The sequence below is a fragment of the Rhodococcus sp. 06-462-5 genome (assembly GCF_002258315.1).
Taxonomy (GTDB): Bacteria; Actinomycetota; Actinomycetes; order Mycobacteriales; family Mycobacteriaceae; genus Rhodococcoides.
In genome coordinates this window covers 151,512-166,079 of sequence record NZ_NOYD01000008.1, presented here as the reverse complement: position 1 = coordinate 166,079, position 14,568 = coordinate 151,512, and the positions used below count along the sequence as shown (strand labels likewise).

17 protein-coding genes are annotated in these 14,568 nt (G+C 63.8%); 3 read left to right on the top strand and 14 right to left on the bottom strand.

The genetic code is table 11. The annotated features are described in order from the left end of the window. Positions 1–126: 126 nt before the first annotated feature. The gene (locus CH251_RS04970; RefSeq protein WP_094612090.1) at positions 127–1,878 is read right to left on the bottom strand and encodes an AIPR family protein; all 1,752 of its coding nucleotides are present in this window, start codon (positions 1,876–1,878) and stop codon (positions 127–129) included. 157 nt (positions 1,879–2,035) lie between these two features. Between CH251_RS04970 and CH251_RS04965 the strand changes: the two genes are divergently transcribed. Together CH251_RS04965 and CH251_RS04960 are read left to right on the top strand one after the other, a co-directional pair. Further along, complete coding sequence (locus CH251_RS04965; RefSeq protein WP_094612089.1) at positions 2,036–2,410, top strand: hypothetical protein; 375 nt, start codon at positions 2,036–2,038, stop codon at positions 2,408–2,410. Then, positions 2,407–3,177 (top strand): hypothetical protein, encoded by a 771-nt coding sequence (locus CH251_RS04960; protein WP_094612088.1) that lies wholly within the window; start codon positions 2,407–2,409, stop codon positions 3,175–3,177. The genes CH251_RS04965 and CH251_RS04960 overlap by 4 nt, the downstream gene beginning before the upstream one ends. Before the next feature lie 252 nt (positions 3,178–3,429). Here the strand turns inward: CH251_RS04960 and CH251_RS27385 are convergent, their stop codons facing one another. The 9 genes from CH251_RS27385 to ssd all read right to left on the bottom strand — a co-directional run bounded on the left by CH251_RS27385 (position 3,430) and on the right by ssd (position 8,580). Next, positions 3,430–3,576 carry a hypothetical protein gene (locus CH251_RS27385; protein WP_179273612.1) on the bottom strand — a complete coding sequence of 49 codons (147 nt, stop codon included), beginning with the start codon at positions 3,574–3,576 and terminating at the stop codon, positions 3,430–3,432. A 45-nt stretch (positions 3,577–3,621) separates the two neighbouring features. After that, positions 3,622–3,975, bottom strand: coding sequence for a zinc ribbon domain-containing protein (locus tag CH251_RS28210; protein WP_094612087.1), 354 nt, complete (start codon positions 3,973–3,975; stop codon positions 3,622–3,624). After that, the gene (locus CH251_RS04950; RefSeq protein WP_094612086.1) at positions 3,975–4,340 is read right to left on the bottom strand and encodes an Rv3654c family TadE-like protein; all 366 of its coding nucleotides are present in this window, start codon (positions 4,338–4,340) and stop codon (positions 3,975–3,977) included. Before CH251_RS04950 ends, CH251_RS28210 begins: the two co-directional genes overlap by 1 nt. Beyond that, entirely contained in the window at positions 4,337–4,669 is a 333-nt protein-coding gene (locus CH251_RS04945) for a TadE family type IV pilus minor pilin (RefSeq protein WP_256978836.1), read from the bottom strand. The genes CH251_RS04950 and CH251_RS04945 overlap by 4 nt, the downstream gene beginning before the upstream one ends. A gap of 2 nt (positions 4,670–4,671) precedes the next feature. Then, entirely contained in the window at positions 4,672–4,875 is a 204-nt protein-coding gene (locus CH251_RS04940; protein ID WP_032395244.1) for a DUF4244 domain-containing protein, read from the bottom strand. 63 nt (positions 4,876–4,938) lie between these two features. Then, a complete protein-coding gene (locus CH251_RS04935) occupies positions 4,939–5,511 on the bottom strand; it encodes a type II secretion system F family protein (protein WP_094612176.1) in 573 nt (190 codons plus the stop codon). Further along, positions 5,508–6,287: a type II secretion system F family protein gene (locus CH251_RS04930; RefSeq protein ID WP_094612085.1), complete on the bottom strand. Its 780-nt coding sequence runs from the start codon at positions 6,285–6,287 to the stop codon at positions 5,508–5,510. Before CH251_RS04930 ends, CH251_RS04935 begins: the two co-directional genes overlap by 4 nt. Next, a complete protein-coding gene (locus CH251_RS04925; RefSeq protein ID WP_094612175.1) occupies positions 6,284–7,468 on the bottom strand; it encodes a TadA family conjugal transfer-associated ATPase in 1,185 nt (394 codons plus the stop codon). The genes CH251_RS04930 and CH251_RS04925 overlap by 4 nt, the downstream gene beginning before the upstream one ends. Next, a complete protein-coding gene (gene ssd / locus CH251_RS04920) occupies positions 7,465–8,580 on the bottom strand; it encodes a septum site-determining protein Ssd (protein WP_094612084.1) in 1,116 nt (371 codons plus the stop codon). Before ssd ends, CH251_RS04925 begins: the two co-directional genes overlap by 4 nt. Before the next feature lie 334 nt (positions 8,581–8,914). On the opposite strand from ssd, the gene CH251_RS04915 reads away from it, so the two are divergent. After that, positions 8,915–9,760 carry an HAD family phosphatase gene (locus CH251_RS04915; RefSeq protein WP_256978835.1) on the top strand — a complete coding sequence of 282 codons (846 nt, stop codon included), beginning with the start codon at positions 8,915–8,917 and terminating at the stop codon, positions 9,758–9,760. A 365-nt stretch (positions 9,761–10,125) separates the two neighbouring features. Here CH251_RS04915 and CH251_RS04910 read toward each other — a convergent pair whose 3' ends face one another. The 4 genes from CH251_RS04910 to CH251_RS04895 are packed head-to-tail and all read right to left on the bottom strand — an operon-like array spanning position 10,126 to position 14,433. Further along, positions 10,126–10,872, bottom strand: coding sequence for a hypothetical protein (locus tag CH251_RS04910; protein ID WP_032395248.1), 747 nt, complete (start codon positions 10,870–10,872; stop codon positions 10,126–10,128). A gap of 31 nt (positions 10,873–10,903) precedes the next feature. Then, the gene (locus CH251_RS04905; protein ID WP_094612083.1) at positions 10,904–12,577 is read right to left on the bottom strand and encodes an ABC transporter ATP-binding protein; all 1,674 of its coding nucleotides are present in this window, start codon (positions 12,575–12,577) and stop codon (positions 10,904–10,906) included. Between the two features lies 1 nt (position 12,578). After that, positions 12,579–13,517 carry an ABC transporter permease gene (locus CH251_RS04900; RefSeq protein ID WP_094612082.1) on the bottom strand — a complete coding sequence of 313 codons (939 nt, stop codon included), beginning with the start codon at positions 13,515–13,517 and terminating at the stop codon, positions 12,579–12,581. Then, complete coding sequence (locus CH251_RS04895; protein WP_094612081.1) at positions 13,510–14,433, bottom strand: ABC transporter permease; 924 nt, start codon at positions 14,431–14,433, stop codon at positions 13,510–13,512. Before CH251_RS04895 ends, CH251_RS04900 begins: the two co-directional genes overlap by 8 nt. Positions 14,434–14,568: the final 135 nt, after the last annotated feature.

Here is a 14,568-nt window from a genome sequence, read left to right as displayed (position 1 = left end):
TCCGTCAGCGCGGATCACAAAGCGCGAGAGGGGTCAAAGGCCTGACGATTTCGTCGGCTACGTACGGGTGCCCTCAGAACCTTCCTACCCCGTCCAGCCGCCGCCGGCGCTCACAGCCCCGAGCGGCTACGGCTGGCTAACAATTCTATTGAAGAAGGCACTCTTAAGATTCGGGCCTTTGAAAATGCGGTCCAGGGCAGTCTTGCCGTCGTCGATCTTATTAACCTCCTCATTTAGCAACTTGTGCAGACAAGTGAGCGTGGACTGAGTCGGCTTGTCCTTGAGCTTCCCGATCGGAACCTTCTCATAGTCTTCGAGCTTGGTGACCCCCGACGACTGCAGGACGTATCCGGAGGCCAGATAGAAACGCGCGTTGGTTGAGTCGTCGGCAACGGCTTTCGCGGCGGGCGTCCTGAGGTAGTCGTCGACCGCATCGACAACCATCAATGCTTTCAGATATAGCTCCTCCGAATCGTCAGGTTTGAAGACCCGCATCCACCCTAGGTCTGTGCCGAGCAGAGATGCTGGGCGCGCCCGGGCTGTATCGGGCTGAAGAAGGCGAATCGCCATCACGGCCTGGCCCACCTCAGTCATATTGCGAATTTTGCTAGCTGCCACCTTTACGCCGCGATACTGGTATCGCCGCCGTTCATAGTGCCAACCGTGCGAGTGCAGAAACTGCTCGATTCGAATCTGCTTCTCGTCATTGGCGTGTAGCTGAAGACTGGCAATCGCCGTCTGATTGTTCGTTCCACTGATGATTGCTTCACGCACCTCGGGATCGGACTCGGTGATAACGCGGACGAGAATGGATTCCTTGAGCCGATTCCTAGTTATGGCCTTCGCGACGGCTTGCTCGTGGATGACGTGAGAGGTCTGGAGACCGTTGACGATCAGAGGGTTTGTCAGAACCCATTCTAGCTCAAGTGGGTTGTTTGCCTTGTCCGCGATCACCGTTATTCCGTTGTTCAGCCACCAGAAGGCGGAGTCAGAATTGCTCTCTAAGGTCATCCCAATTGCGTCGTTGACTCTGACATTCGCGCCAGCGTAGTCCCGCACGTTGACCGCGAACATCTCCTCCCGAATGGTCGCAGATTTTTCGTATCGCAGGAAGTCGATGTAGTCCTTGATCGAGACGAGCCCTACCAATGCATTTGCTTGCCGCACTGGCGGTTTCGTAAGCACGAGCTTTGCCATGAAATCGGTGCTAACACGCAACCGGGTAACCAGCTCCGCGTCGCCCACATATTCCACCGTAGTTGTACTTCCCGTTGGTAAGCAGCCGGTCAGCCAGTCCTTTAGCTGCTTGGACTTCGTCTGCATGTACTTGTCCACGTTCCCTTGTGGCGCGAAGGTGGCGTAGTAGACGTGGAAATGGACGACTGGCACCAGCATTGCAAGCTTTGCTCGCAGTGTCCGCCACGTCATCGCTTTTTCGATAATGTCGTCGTTAAGAGGAAACGATCTCAGGTCTGCGGCAGACTGGTTGTCATCAAAGATGACCTTTAACGTACTCTCGATTTTTGGGAGCACGTTTGAATCCCATTTCTTTTCCTTCTTAGTCTGGACCACGACGACGTCCAATGACATGCCGGTCTGCAAACCGGCGAGGGCAGCCTTGCGCCTCGTCAGCCGGACCGAGTCTGAATCAACTAGTTCACGGCGATTCAGAAACAGGAAGATGCCGTCAATCCCGCCGTCGTTGGTCCCAGACACAAGGCCGCGCTCGATGTCTGCATGATCGGCACCGTACTGCCTGAGCAGCACACTGGAGGCGAACCGCTCGAAAGCCTCGTCCTCCGATAGTTTCGGGTAATTGCTTGACTTGAACTCAAGGAAGTTGCCAATAGCGATGGCTTGATCTGGAGATTCGCTCATCGGGCAAAGCTATCGCGCCCCACCTGATCGTCCGCAAGACGGTTGGTCACTGGGAGCCCGCCAACGAGCGCGAACGACGAATGCCGCACGCCGGGTTGGTGCGACCCCAACGAGGGTCGACGCGAAGATCGTCCGAGTTCACCTATACATTGCTGCGATGAGCAGCGAGCTTTGGGCAGCGGCAATCGGGGGCGGAGCAGGTCTTGCGACGGGTGCAGTATCGGCACTCCTCGCCCCGTGGGCGAGGTGGGCGATCGACAAGCGGCAGATCAAGATGCAGCATCAGCTTCGTATATTGACTCAGGCAAGGGAAGGTCTGGCCGCTTTCAGACGAACTGGTGTCGCAGTGACCAGTATGGGTTGGTATCAACAGCTTCGCCCCTACATGACGAGTGAAGCGATCGCGGTGATCGAAGGCCCCCGCCTGCCAATCGTGACGGACGAACAACGGAAGGCGCGGAGGCAGAACGTGGCCGGAACACTGTCCGAGGAGACTGCGCGCATCGAACGTAATTGGAAGCTCAGGAAATGAACTCGCAGTCGTTGGAGCAGGTGCCTCCGGCAATTGTCGTCCCGGCCCCTACCGTCGTAGTCGAGCCGCAAGTGACGATCCCTTCCGAGCTTCTTGATCGTCTCGTTCCACCTGATCCCGGCTTGTTAACCCAGCCCGTCGCCACGATCATCGCCGCGCTGATTGCGCTTCTGGCTGCACGCATCGCTTGGCGCGGCGTACAAAAGCAGATTCACTCCACTGCACAAAACGTCGAGCGCCAAATTTCTGCAGAGCATGCAAGACACCGACGCACGGAACGAGTGACCGCGCTCGCCGTAACCGTCGAGCTGGCCGAGCGCAGCCACCAAGCGGCCAGGGAAGCGGCGAAGGCTCGGACCCGTGGGACCGCGGACGAGATCACAGCGTGCAGCCAACGCCTGCAAGAACTGCACGACGAACGAAAGGTGATGCTTGCCCGACTACAGCTACTAGGCATGGAAAGCTCATTCGGAGCATTCGCAACGTTTCACCTCGCTATAAATAAAACAGCCAGGTCGCTCGGCAAACCCGACTTCTTGCAAAAGGCGACAGAGATGCTGCCGATCAAGGCCGCGTTGGTTGACACCTTTATGGGGGATCTGAATGTCCAGGCGGAAGGTGCTAAACGGGCGGAGCGGAAGAAGCGGTTCCGTTTACCTTGGACGCGACAGGTTGCCACGGAGGGAGTAGACCCGATTCCCGCCGATAATCCATCACCCGAGGAGACGGAAAGTTCGAGCCGGGGCTCTAAGCCGAGCCGGAGGTAGTTCAGAGCTCGAGCGATTTGATCCCCTGGCTGTTCATCAAGCCAAAGACACCCTGCCATTCGACAACCACGCCTTTCTGACCAAGCTGCTCGGTCATCGTCTCCAGATCCCCAAGGTCGAGCTTCAGATTCGGATCCTTGCATCGTCATCGAACGTCCACGTCAGCTCCACACTCATCGTCCGAAACCAGATGTTCAACTGCTCAGTTGTCTGACGCTCCCACCACTGCGAGAACAGCTCTCCTGCCGGTTATCAAGTCCAGCCAGCAGCCTTGGTCTCGGCCTTGGACAGCCCCTCTTGCCGAGCAGCGAGCTCGGCTATCCGCTGTTCCAGCTTCGCCTTCTGCGGAGTCGCGCCCTTGAACGGCCCTGTACCGAGCTGCCCGATGAGGTCGGTCAAGGTCGAGTCCAGCTCTGCGGAGCGGTCCGAGCCCGAATCCCAGAGTCATCCGTTTCGCTCGGACTCTCCGAGCATCGTGACCAGTAGCGACTCCACAACGTCGTCTGCGTAGTCCTCCCTGATCGTTCGGTTCCCGCACGTCGACTTGTACTGAGGCGTTGCGCACCGATACCGCACGTCCGCCCGATGCCGCCTGTTGCCTCGGTAGGCGGGGCTTCCGCAGACCCGCACTTGATGATCTGGAGTAGCAGCGACTGGGACCGCTTCGTCGGGCCCTTGCGGTTCGCTCGGTTGGCGAGTTCGGCTTCCACGCGCTCGAACGCGGGCACTGCCAGAATCGGTTCGGCTCGGACGATCGGGACGACATATCGGCACCTGACAAACGAGCCCGGCCGGCATCACCCCGGACCCGCCCGAGCCGAGGCGATGGCGTCGGACATTCCGAAGCGCCCGAGGAACACCGGTTGGCCCACCGTGACGATCACGTCCCACTCGTCGATCGTGCACTCCCGCAACTGAGTCCCCATTCGTACCGCCAACCCACGCGCCGTCTCGCACGCATCGGCCACCCCACGGTCCAGCGCCCCGGCCCCTGCCAGCGCCGCGAGGTCGGCCGCCGATTGCGCCTGATGACGAGCACCCACAGCCGAGCCGACATGGATCACCATCACCACCACAGCAATCAACGCCGACATCGCCAAAGCGGCCAACACCGTCGCCCCACCCTCGTCGTCACGCAGCGCCGTCCGGAGACCGAGCCTCATTCGGCCGCAACCGGTTCCGCAGCAGCAACCGCCTCAGCCGACAACGTCAATCCCGGCAGCGGACTCGCCACCTCCACCCTCGCGACGAAGAACTCCCCGTCCTCGGTCACCGTGATGCGCGCACCGTCCGGTGCCACCCTCTCCCCCACCGTCACAGCCCGGTCCGCATCCCCTCTGGCCGCCAGTCGAGCCGTCTCCCTGGCTGCATCGACGCACCCGATGTGCATCGTCACCGACACGATCGCCCCGATGCACACCACGATCACCGCGACGATGGACGCAATCGCGAACGCCGCCTCCACCGTCACGGCCCCGTCATCATCGCCCAAGATCAGACGGCAGTGTTCAACGCTCGATCGATGATCCCCGTCAACGCCGTCACGATGCTGTTGCCGGTCACCACCGTGTACAACACCGCCCCGAACGCCGCGGCCGCGATGGTGCCGATGGCGTACTCCGCGGTCGACATGCCGTCGTCCTCCACGCCGAACAGCATGATTCGAGTCTTCAACTCCTGCAGTGCGTTCTCGATCATCTCGATTCCCCTCCCTTTTCTCCGACGCGGCATCTCCGCATCGGAATTCTGTGTGCGCGGCGGTCACAGCAGACCGCCGCCCAGTACGTTGCCCGCCAGGCCGATCACCACGGGGATGATGCCGAGGCAGATGAAGGCAGGCAGAAAGCACAACCCCAACGGCCCGCTGATCAGCACACCGGCACGCTCGGCGGCAGCGGCCGATGCGTCTTCGGCCCGAGTTCGTTGGGTTGCAGCGAGTTCCGTCATCGCCGACGCCATGGACGACCCGGCTCGGGCAGATCTCCGTGCCATCCTCGCCAGAGCCTCGGTCTCCGGATCCTGCGCGACGGCATCCCACGCGGTGGCGGCATCGGCACCGAGTTCGAGTAGGTCGGCGGCCTTGCGGAGCGCGACACCGAACGAGATCGGAGCAGAATGTGCCGCTGCCGCAGCAGCAATCGCCACGGGCAGGCCCGAACGTAGGCATGCGGCGAGCAGATCGAAGGTCGTGGCCACAGCGAGCGGGTCGGGAGGCGGCGCATCGTCGGCGTCGGCATCCGCACGACCGTCGGGCGCCAGCCTGTGCAATCCGCTCGCGACCGTGGGCAGCGTCATCAGTGCCGTTGCCAGACAGAGCACCGTCGCCCACATCAGGTCGTCACCTTGCCGGTGATCGCGTCGGTCCACAGCAGTCCCGCGCAGCCCAGAGCCGTGCCGATGAGCAGCAGCATTCCGCCGAGCCCTCCGCCGAGCAGGATCTGCAGTGGATCGGCTCCCATCAGCTGACCGAGCGCGACTCCGAGGATCGGTAGACCGGCCAGCACCAGCGCGGTGGCACGGGCTCCGGCGAGCGATGCATCGGTCCGTTCGCGAAATCGTCTGCGCCCCAGCATGTCTTCTCGGACGGAGTCGAGCAGTTCGGCGAGTGCGAGTCCGTGCTCGTCTGCTACCCGCCACGCTGCAGCCAATCGGGCCAGCTCCGCGTCCAGCAACGAATCGGACGCAGCGATGCCGTCGGCGGCCCTGCCGCCCAGCCTGGCCCGCGACGCTGCGCCGCGCAGTGCCGTCGACGCGATGCCGCCGCACTCGTCCGCCGCAACCGCGCTGGCCGTGGCCGGATGGGACCCGACGCGGAGCTCACCGATGACCACCTCGACTCCGGTTGCGAGCCAGTTCACTTCCTCGGCCCGCCGATCGCGTTCGAGTCGCCGACGATAGCGCCGCCATCCGGTACCACCCGCAACCGCTGCTGCGCTCACGGCCCAGATTCCGCCGAACCACCACACCGCCCCTGCCGCAACCAGAGCGCAGCAGGCCGGCACCAGCCATCGGGGTGTGGCCGACACCGTCCGTACTTCGCTGGGCAGTCGACGGAAGCTGCTCGGCCACAGAGCAACTGCCAGCGCGAGGACCATCACCGCGGCCGTCATCGGGCGTCACCGCATCGACGGTCGAGCAGTTCGAGGAGCCGACCTTCACCCGGCGTCACCTCGGCAGCCACCGACCAGGCCGGCGCGATGTGCACACGCCCGGTGGGATCGACGTCGACCACCCCGATCTCGCGCAGGCGTCGAGTACCGTCGGCGCTGCGGTGGACGTGCAACACCACCTGAACCGCCGCGGCAAGTTGGCTGTGCAGCGCGTCTCGACCCATTCCGCCCAGTGCCGCAAGGGCTTCCAGTCGGGCGGGTACCTCGGACGGGGAGTTCGCGTGAATGGTTCCGGCTCCGCCGTCGTGGCCCGTGTTGAGAGCCGTCATCAGGTCGATCACCTCGGCCCCGCGCACCTCACCGACCACGAGCCGATCGGGTCGCATCCGCAGGGCTTGACGCACCAGCTGCCGCACCGAGACCTCCCCCACTCCTTCGACATTGGGTGCGCGGGCCACCAGCCGCACCACGTGCGGATGATCCGGTGCCAACTCGGCGGCATCCTCGACGCAGACGATCCGTTCGGCCGGATCCACCTCTCCGAGAAGAGCGGCCAGGAGTGTAGTTTTTCCGGCACCGGTACCTCCGACGACCAAGAACGCCAAGCGACCGAACACGATTCGACGCAGCAGCTCGTACCCGTCTTCGGTCACGGCTCCCGATGCACGCAGAGCAGCGAGTCCCTGCGTCGCGGGGCGCAGCACCCGAAGCGACACACATGTTCCCCCGCTCGCCACCGGTGCCAACACCGCGTGCAGACGGACGCCGAACACCCCCTGTCCGACGCCCGGCAGTCGCCCGTCGACCCAGGGCTGCGCGTCGTCGAGTCGACGGCCGGCAGAGAGGGCGAGCCGTTGCGCGAGCCGCCGAACGGCAGCCTCGTCGAAGAATCGAACTCCGGTGCGCTCGAGTCCGCGTCCACGATCTATCCACACCTGATCCGGTGCGGTGACCAATACATCGGTCACTCCGGGCTCGGACAGCAGCGGCTCCAAGGGCCCCGCGCCGGTCAGCTCGGTTTGCAGGACCCGAAGAGCCGCAAGCATATCGGTGTCGCCGATGACTCCACCTGCTTCCGCTCGAATGGCCGCGGCGACGGTGGCGGGAATCGGAGCGTCGGCCGATGCCGCCAAGCGATCACGGACGCGGTCGAGCAGATCCGCGGTGACGACGGCGCTCATGCCGCCCACCGCTGTCCACCGGGCTTGTGCGCGAACGTATCGAGCACAGCGTTGGCTGCCGCGGCCAGCGGTGAACGTCGGCCCAGCACCAGACCTCCTCGTTCGAGGCGCTCGGCCAACCCGGGCTCGGCGCGCATCGACGTCAACAACGGAAGCCCGAGGGCAACGGCGATGTCGTCGGCTCTGAGCCCACCAGGAGCCGGCCCACGAACGACCAGGCCGACGTTGGCATTTCGATCCACCACATGCGCTGCCACCGCCTCGGCCGACGTCACGGCTCGTAGTTCGGCCGGAAGTACCAGCGCGACGAGGTCCGCCGCGGCGTAGAGAGCGTCGGAGACGTCGCTGGGATGACGCGGGGCGTCGCACACCACCAGATCACCCGCTGCGCGTCCTGCATCGAGCACAGCCGCCGTGGCGACGGCGGAGAGTCCGACGCTCCGGTCGTCGGATCGGCCCAGGGCCAGCACCGACAATCCGCCGCGGGACGGGAGCGCCCCGTGCAGAGCGTCGCCGGAGACTCGGCCACCTTCGACGACCAAGCCGGACCACCGCAGACCCGGAGCACTCTCCCAGCCGAGCAGCAGGTCCAGGCCGCTGCCGTACCGGTCACCCTCGACGAGGAGTGCACGTCGGCCCGAGCGGCTGCTGCAGAGTCCGAGTGCGGCGGCGAAAGTGGATGCGCCCGCGCCTCCGCGAGCGCCGACCACCGCGATCACGCCACCGTCTCCCGACGGTGCCGACGCGGGTTCGCCGAGGATGCGCACGAGTGCGTCCTCGTCCCACGGCAGGGAGATCACATGCTCGGCACCGAGCGATGTGGCGAGTCGCCAGTCGTCGAGTGTCGGCGGTGCGTCCGTGACCAGAATGACGCCCGAGCGACGCGGAAATCCGGTCGACACTGCCGTCTCAGCGGACTCGAAATCGATCAAAATAGTTCCGGAGCGGTCCCACATCGAACGTGTCGAGCCGATACCGACCAGTAAGTTCTGCTCTTCCACAACACAATCCGCGGCCGCGGCGATTCGGTAGACGTCCTCGCGGAGGCTGCGAAGTTCGATCGACATCGTCACTGCCGGGTGTGCGATTCGGTGCCGCGAGTCCGTTTCCATGCGCCAAGCGTGCGTGAGAATCTGCTCGAGATGCGCGTGACTTGGGGAAATGTGGATAGATTCGGGCCTGTGGATGAATACCGGTACTGCTGTACCAATTTTCGATCTACCCCGGAAAAGAGGACGACCCTCGCCAGGGGGGGAGGAGGCGAGGGTCGTCTGGTTCAGCCCCGGGGGGTCGGGCTGAACACCGCCCGGAATGAACCGGGCTCGTAGAAAATACTACACCCGTGGACATCCTTGTTTGCAAGTTCAACCGTCGGTTTTTCTCGACCGCATCGGGCCGAGTCCGCCAGTGGCACCGCGCAACATCCACCGGTCACCACCGGCCACTATGGTGACAAACGTGACCCAGAGCGCGAGCAACGACGACGTCCCGGCCGGCCGACGCACAGCGCGCGTCGCGGCATTCTTCGACCTCGACAAGACGATCATCGCCAAGTCCAGCACGTTGGCATTCAGCAGGCCGTTCTTCGACCAAGGACTCATCAACCGGCGCGCCGTACTCAAGAGCAGCTACGCGCAGTTCCTGTTCCTGCTCTCCGGAGCCGATCACGACCAGATGGAGCGCATGCGTGCGCACATCGCCAGCATGACCGCAGGCTGGGACGTCGAACAGGTGCGAGCAGTCGTCGCCGAAACGCTGCACGACATCGTCGACCCCCTCGTGTTCGCCGAAGCCGCCGATCTCATCGCCGACCACAAGCTCCGCGGACACGACGTCGTGATCGTCTCGGCGTCCGGCGACGAGATCGTGCACCCCATCGCAGAACTACTGGGGGCCGATCACAGCATGGCCACCACCATGGTGACCGTGGAAGGAAAATACATCGGCAAGGTCGACTTCTACTGCTACGGCGAAGGCAAGGTCGACGCCATGAACTCGCTGGCCGCGCAACACGATTACGACTTGACGCAGAGCTACGCGTACTCGGATTCGATCACCGACGTGCCGATGCTGCGCGCCGTCGGGCATCCCACGGCCGTCAACCCCGATCGCGCGCTGCGCAAGGAAGCGGCCTCCCGCGGATGGCCGATTCTCACCTTCTCCAACCCGGTCTCCCTGCGATCACGAATCCAGACACCGTCCGGCAAGACCGTCGCGGCAAGTGCCGCAGCAGGTTTCAGCGCTCTCGCGGCCGGCGCGATCACCTACGGACTGCTCCGAAGAAAAAGATGACGCCCAACCCCTTGATGTGAGGAGCGTCACGGGGTACAAATGACGTACGGAAGAACGGAAGGCCAAGAACGAATCGGAAGAGAAGATTCGCTCTCCCGACCGGGATTCCCAGCACGGACACCGGCACCCACGCGGAGCTTGCCACCTAATGGCAGAAGCGCTGTGGGCCTGCGACATTCGCCAGTGATCAGCAAGAACCCTGCACCGGTTGCAGGGATGACCTCATCACCGTCGAATTCTCGCCGAGGCCACGTGGTAGTCCATCACAGCCCACCTGTGCACGCTTGGTAACCAGGCGCTCCGTGCTAACGGGCGGCGACGTCGACGCAAGTCGGCATCGCCGCCCTTTTACGTGCGCACAACTCCTATTGAGCAGCTTCGGCAATCGAAGTCGCTTCTGCTGCACCGGCTTCGAATGCCCCGCAGCACAGGATCACCCAACTCCCGACGCCGGTTGCCGTGCCCTCGGCGAATCCCGTCGCGCCGTCTCGGTAGGCATTTGCCCGACGCATCCAGCTCACCTCCGGCACTCCGAGGTTGTGTGGGTCGAATCCCGACGACGCTGCCACCAGTCGCGATGCAGCCCGCGCAACGATGCCGTCGGCCGATCCGAAAGCTTTGAGCGTCAACAGTTCACCGTGGACCACCGCCGCGATCACCGGGGCCGGGGCAGAGGTTCCGCCGGTCACCAGTTGAGCGAGCAGGTCGAGTCGCTCGCCGACACCTGCATCGCTGCGGGGCCTGCCGAGCTCGGAGGCGTCGTCGACGAGGTCGGCTGCGGCCAACAGGTGCAGTCGTGCGAGGGTCTGCAGCGGTGCGCGCTTCCACGTCGAGACCGTGTTCTGCAATGCGTCGCCGTCCAGGGCAGCCGCGACTCGCAGCGCACCCGCCAGGATGGGGTCGCCTTCTTCGCCCTCGCGGGGAAAGTCCATCGAACCGCCCTCGAGAGTCGACGACGAGCGGGCCGCACGCACCGCGGCCTCGGCGGCGGTGGCCGGCCAGCCTCGACGATTGGCCTTGTGCCGATGCACCGCGCCCAGAGCGTCGCGCGCACGTTCGGCCGAGTCGAGAACTCCGGGTAGTTCCAGCAGCGGGGCGAGGGGGTCCGTCACGACAGACGACGGTACCCCCTCCCCTTACCCCCTACTTCGCCCCTGCCGCCAACAGCTCGGCGCGCGCCTGACGACGCTTGGCCTGTTCGGCCGGGTCGGGCACCGGGACGGCCGCGAGCAACCGCTTGGTGTACTCGTTGGTCGGACGACGCAGAATCTGATCCGTCGTACCGAACTCGGCCAACTTGCCCTTGTTCAACACCGCGATGCGCTTGGCCAGCACCTCCACGACGGCGAGGTCGTGACTGATGAACAGGCACGCGAACCCGTACTCACGCTGGAGTTCCTTGAACAGCTCGAGCACCTTGGCCTGCACCGACACGTCGAGTGCGGACGTCGGCTCGTCGGCCACCAGCAGCGTCGGCTCGAGGGCGAGTGCCCGAGCGATACCGACGCGCTGACGCTGCCCACCCGACAACTGGTGGGGGTAGCGGTTGCGCATGGTCCGCGACAGGTGGACCCGGTCGAGCAGTTCTTCGACCTTTCGATTTCGATCTGCAGCGCTGTGCTCGGTGTGCAGCAGCATCGGCTCGGCAATCGACTGTCCGATCGGCCAGCGCGGGTTCAGCGACGAACCCGGATCCTGGAACACGATGCCGACCTTGCTTCGCACCGAACGCAGTTCACGATTCGACAGGTTGGTGATGTCGACCCCTGCGATCGACAACGAGCCGCCGGTGAGCTTGTTCAGCCCCACCACGGCCTTGCCGATCGTGGACTTACCCGAGCCGGATTCACCGACGAGGCCGACGACCTCACCCATCTCGATATCGAGGCTGACCCCGTCGACGGCTCGGAACACGGTACGGCCCGGGTACTCGATGACACCGTCGACGATGCTCAGTGCTCGGGTCTCCTCGACGGCACTGGGCTCGGCGATCTTCCCGGCGGTCACGGCCTCGATGCTGCTGCCCAGGTGCGGAACCGAGGCGAGCAACTGCTGCGTGTACGGATGTGACGCATTCTTGAATATGGTTCGCGCAGCGTCGGTTTCGACGATGACGCCGTCCTTCATCACCGCGATGCGATCGGCCATGTCTGCCACCACACCCATGTCGTGGGTGATCAGCACGATCGAGGCGTCGATGCGATTACGTAGATCCCGCATCAGGTCGAGAATCTCGGCCTGCACCGTCACGTCCAGAGCCGTGGTCGGCTCGTCCGCGATCAGCAACGACGGATCCGAGGACAGCGCCTGGGCGATCATGGCGCGCTGACGCTGACCACCGGAGAGCTGGTGCGGGTAGAAGTTGACCCGCGTCTCCGGATCCGGCATCTCGACGAGCTTCAGGAGCTCGACGGCCCGCGCTTTCGCTTCCTTCTTCGACAGCGAGGTGTGCGCCCGGATGGCCTCGGTGATCTGCCAGCCGATCGAGTACACCGGATTGAGCGCCGTCATGGGCTCCTGGAAAATCACCGCGACGTTCTTGCCGCGGATGGGTGCGAGCTGCTTCTCGGGCAGCCCGACCAGTTCCTTCTCACCCAGCTTGATGCTGCCCGACACCCGCGAATTATCGGCCAGCAGACCCGGGACGGCCATGGCGGTGGTCGACTTACCGGAGCCGGATTCACCGACGATGGCCAGCACCTCGCCGGAGGCGACCGTGAACGAGACGGTGTCGACCGCCTTGCGCCACACCTTCTCGACCTCGAACTCGACCGTCAGATCGGTCACGCTCAGAACGGTGTCCTTCGCAATACTCATGTCAGTTCCGTTTCGGATCGAGTGCGTCACGGAGTGCGTCGCCGAGCATGATGAACGCCAGCACCGTGACGGAGAGGAACGCGGCCGGGAACAGCACCAGGTGCGGTGCCGTCAGGAACACGTTCTGACCGAGGTTGATCTGCAGGCCCCAGGAGATCTCGGGAGCTTGCAATCCGATTCCGAGGAAGGTCAGCGTCGCCTCGGCCGCGATGAACGTACCCACCGAGATGGTGGCGTAGATGATCACCGGAGCCAGAGCGTTGGGCAGGATGTGTCGCACCAATATGCGGTAGGTCGACGCTCCCAATGCCTGTGCAGCCTGGACGTATTCACTGTTCTTGATCGAGATCACCGACGATCGCACCAGACGCATCGCCGTCATCCAGCCGAAGGCCACCAGGGCGAGTGACACGGTGAAGATGGTGCGCTGGGCAGTGACGGTGAGCAGGATCAGGGCACCGAGCAGCAGCGGAATTCCGAAGAACACATCGGTGAAGCGCGCCAGGATGCTGTCGGTGATTCCGCCGAAGTACCCGGCGAGAGCACCGATGAGGACGCCGATGATCAGCACTCCGATGACCGAGAGCACACCGATGGACAGCGAGATCCGCGCGCCGTAGATGACGTTGGCGTAGTAGTCGCAGCCCTGGACGTCGGTGCCGAACCAGTGTGCAGCGCTGGGGCTCTGACGGGAATCGGACAGCGAGCACACTCGCGGATCGATGCCCCGGGCGAACAGCTGCGGGAACACCGCCATGACCAACAGCACCAACAGCAGGAACGTGCCGATGATGAAGAACGGGCTCTTACGCAAGAACTTCCACGCGTTGCCCCACAGGCTGGCCTGACCGACCAACTCGACGGCCTCGCCGGTGACGACGTTCCCGGGCTGGCCCTCGTCTGCGGCGTGCTGAGCTGCGCTCGAATCTTCTTTATTCATAGCGAATCCTTGGATCGAGAACCGCGTAGAGAACGTCCACCACGAGGTTGAAGAAGATGTAGAAGAACACGAAGAGCGTCACGATGCCGACGACAACGGCACCTTCCTGACGGGCGAGACCGTCGTAGATCGCGCGGCCGAGACCGGGCAGGTTGAACACCGTTTCGGTCACGATGGCACCGCCCAGCAGTCCGCCGACGTCGGCACCGATGAAGGTCACGACGGGAATCAGCGAGTTGCGCAACGCATGCCGAACGATGATGCGCCGGTTGCTGATTCCCTTCGACTTCGCGGTGCGGATGTAGTCCGCGGCCATCGATTCGGCTACCGAGGTGCGCGTCAGACGAGCAACGTAGGCCATCGACAGCGATGCGAGCACGAGGCCGGGGAGCAGGTAACTCGACCAGCCGTCGTTGATGCCCGAGATCGGGAAGAGCCCCAGCTTGAGACCGAGAGTGAACTGGGCGATGAAGCCGAGAACGAACACCGGCACCGACACCAGCAGTGTCGTCGAGATGAGCACCAGGTTGTCGAAGAACGATCCGCGCTTGAGGGCGGCGAGCACGCCTGCGGCGATACCCATGACGGTCTCGATGACGACGGCCACGATGGTCAATCGGACCGTGACCGGAAGTGCCCGCTCGATGGTGTCGAGGACGGGGCGTCCGGAGAAATCGGTACCGAAGTCGCCCTGGAAGAAGCCGCCGATGTACTTGAAGTACTGCACGAAGAGGTTGTCGTCGAGGTTGAACTCGTCTCGCAGCTGGGCGACGACGCCGGGGGCGAGGGGGCGATCTCCAGCGAGGGCGCGGATGGGATCACCCGGTAGCGCGTAGACCATCGCGAAGATCAAGAACGAGGAGCCGATCAGGACGGGAATCGTCAGCAGTAATCGGCGAGTGATGTAGCGACCCACTGTGTGTCTTCTCCTTGAACAAGGGACGAACCTGCGCCTCGGGTCTTGCCGGCGCAGGTCGGCGTGAGACGTATCCGACCCACGGTTGAACGAGACCCGGTGGGTGACAACCGATCACGCATGGTTGCCACCCAC

What these genes read in the sequence shown, in the direction of transcription:
- CH251_RS04970 (WP_094612090.1), bottom strand. Translation starts at nt 1,878, where the DNA reads ATGAGCGAATCTCCAGATCAAGCCATCGCTATTGGCAACTTCCTTGAG.
- CH251_RS04965 (WP_094612089.1), top strand. Translation starts at nt 2,036, where the DNA reads ATGAGCAGCGAGCTTTGGGCAGCGGCAATCGGGGGCGGAGCAGGTCTT.
- CH251_RS04960 (WP_094612088.1), top strand. Translation starts at nt 2,407, where the DNA reads ATGAACTCGCAGTCGTTGGAGCAGGTGCCTCCGGCAATTGTCGTCCCG.
- CH251_RS28210 (WP_094612087.1), bottom strand. Translation starts at nt 3,975, where the DNA reads ATGCCGGCCGGGCTCGTTTGTCAGGTGCCGATATGTCGTCCCGATCGT.
- CH251_RS04950 (WP_094612086.1), bottom strand. Translation starts at nt 4,340, where the DNA reads ATGAGGCTCGGTCTCCGGACGGCGCTGCGTGACGACGAGGGTGGGGCG.
- CH251_RS04940 (WP_032395244.1), bottom strand. Translation starts at nt 4,875, where the DNA reads ATGATCGAGAACGCACTGCAGGAGTTGAAGACTCGAATCATGCTGTTC.
- CH251_RS04930 (WP_094612085.1), bottom strand. Translation starts at nt 6,287, where the DNA reads ATGACGGCCGCGGTGATGGTCCTCGCGCTGGCAGTTGCTCTGTGGCCG.
- CH251_RS04925 (WP_094612175.1), bottom strand. Translation starts at nt 7,468, where the DNA reads ATGAGCGCCGTCGTCACCGCGGATCTGCTCGACCGCGTCCGTGATCGC.
- ssd (WP_094612084.1), bottom strand. Translation starts at nt 8,580, where the DNA reads ATGGAAACGGACTCGCGGCACCGAATCGCACACCCGGCAGTGACGATG.
- CH251_RS04915 (WP_256978835.1), top strand. Translation starts at nt 8,915, where the DNA reads ATGGTGACAAACGTGACCCAGAGCGCGAGCAACGACGACGTCCCGGCC.
- CH251_RS04905 (WP_094612083.1), bottom strand. Translation starts at nt 12,577, where the DNA reads ATGAGTATTGCGAAGGACACCGTTCTGAGCGTGACCGATCTGACGGTC.
- CH251_RS04900 (WP_094612082.1), bottom strand. Translation starts at nt 13,517, where the DNA reads ATGAATAAAGAAGATTCGAGCGCAGCTCAGCACGCCGCAGACGAGGGC.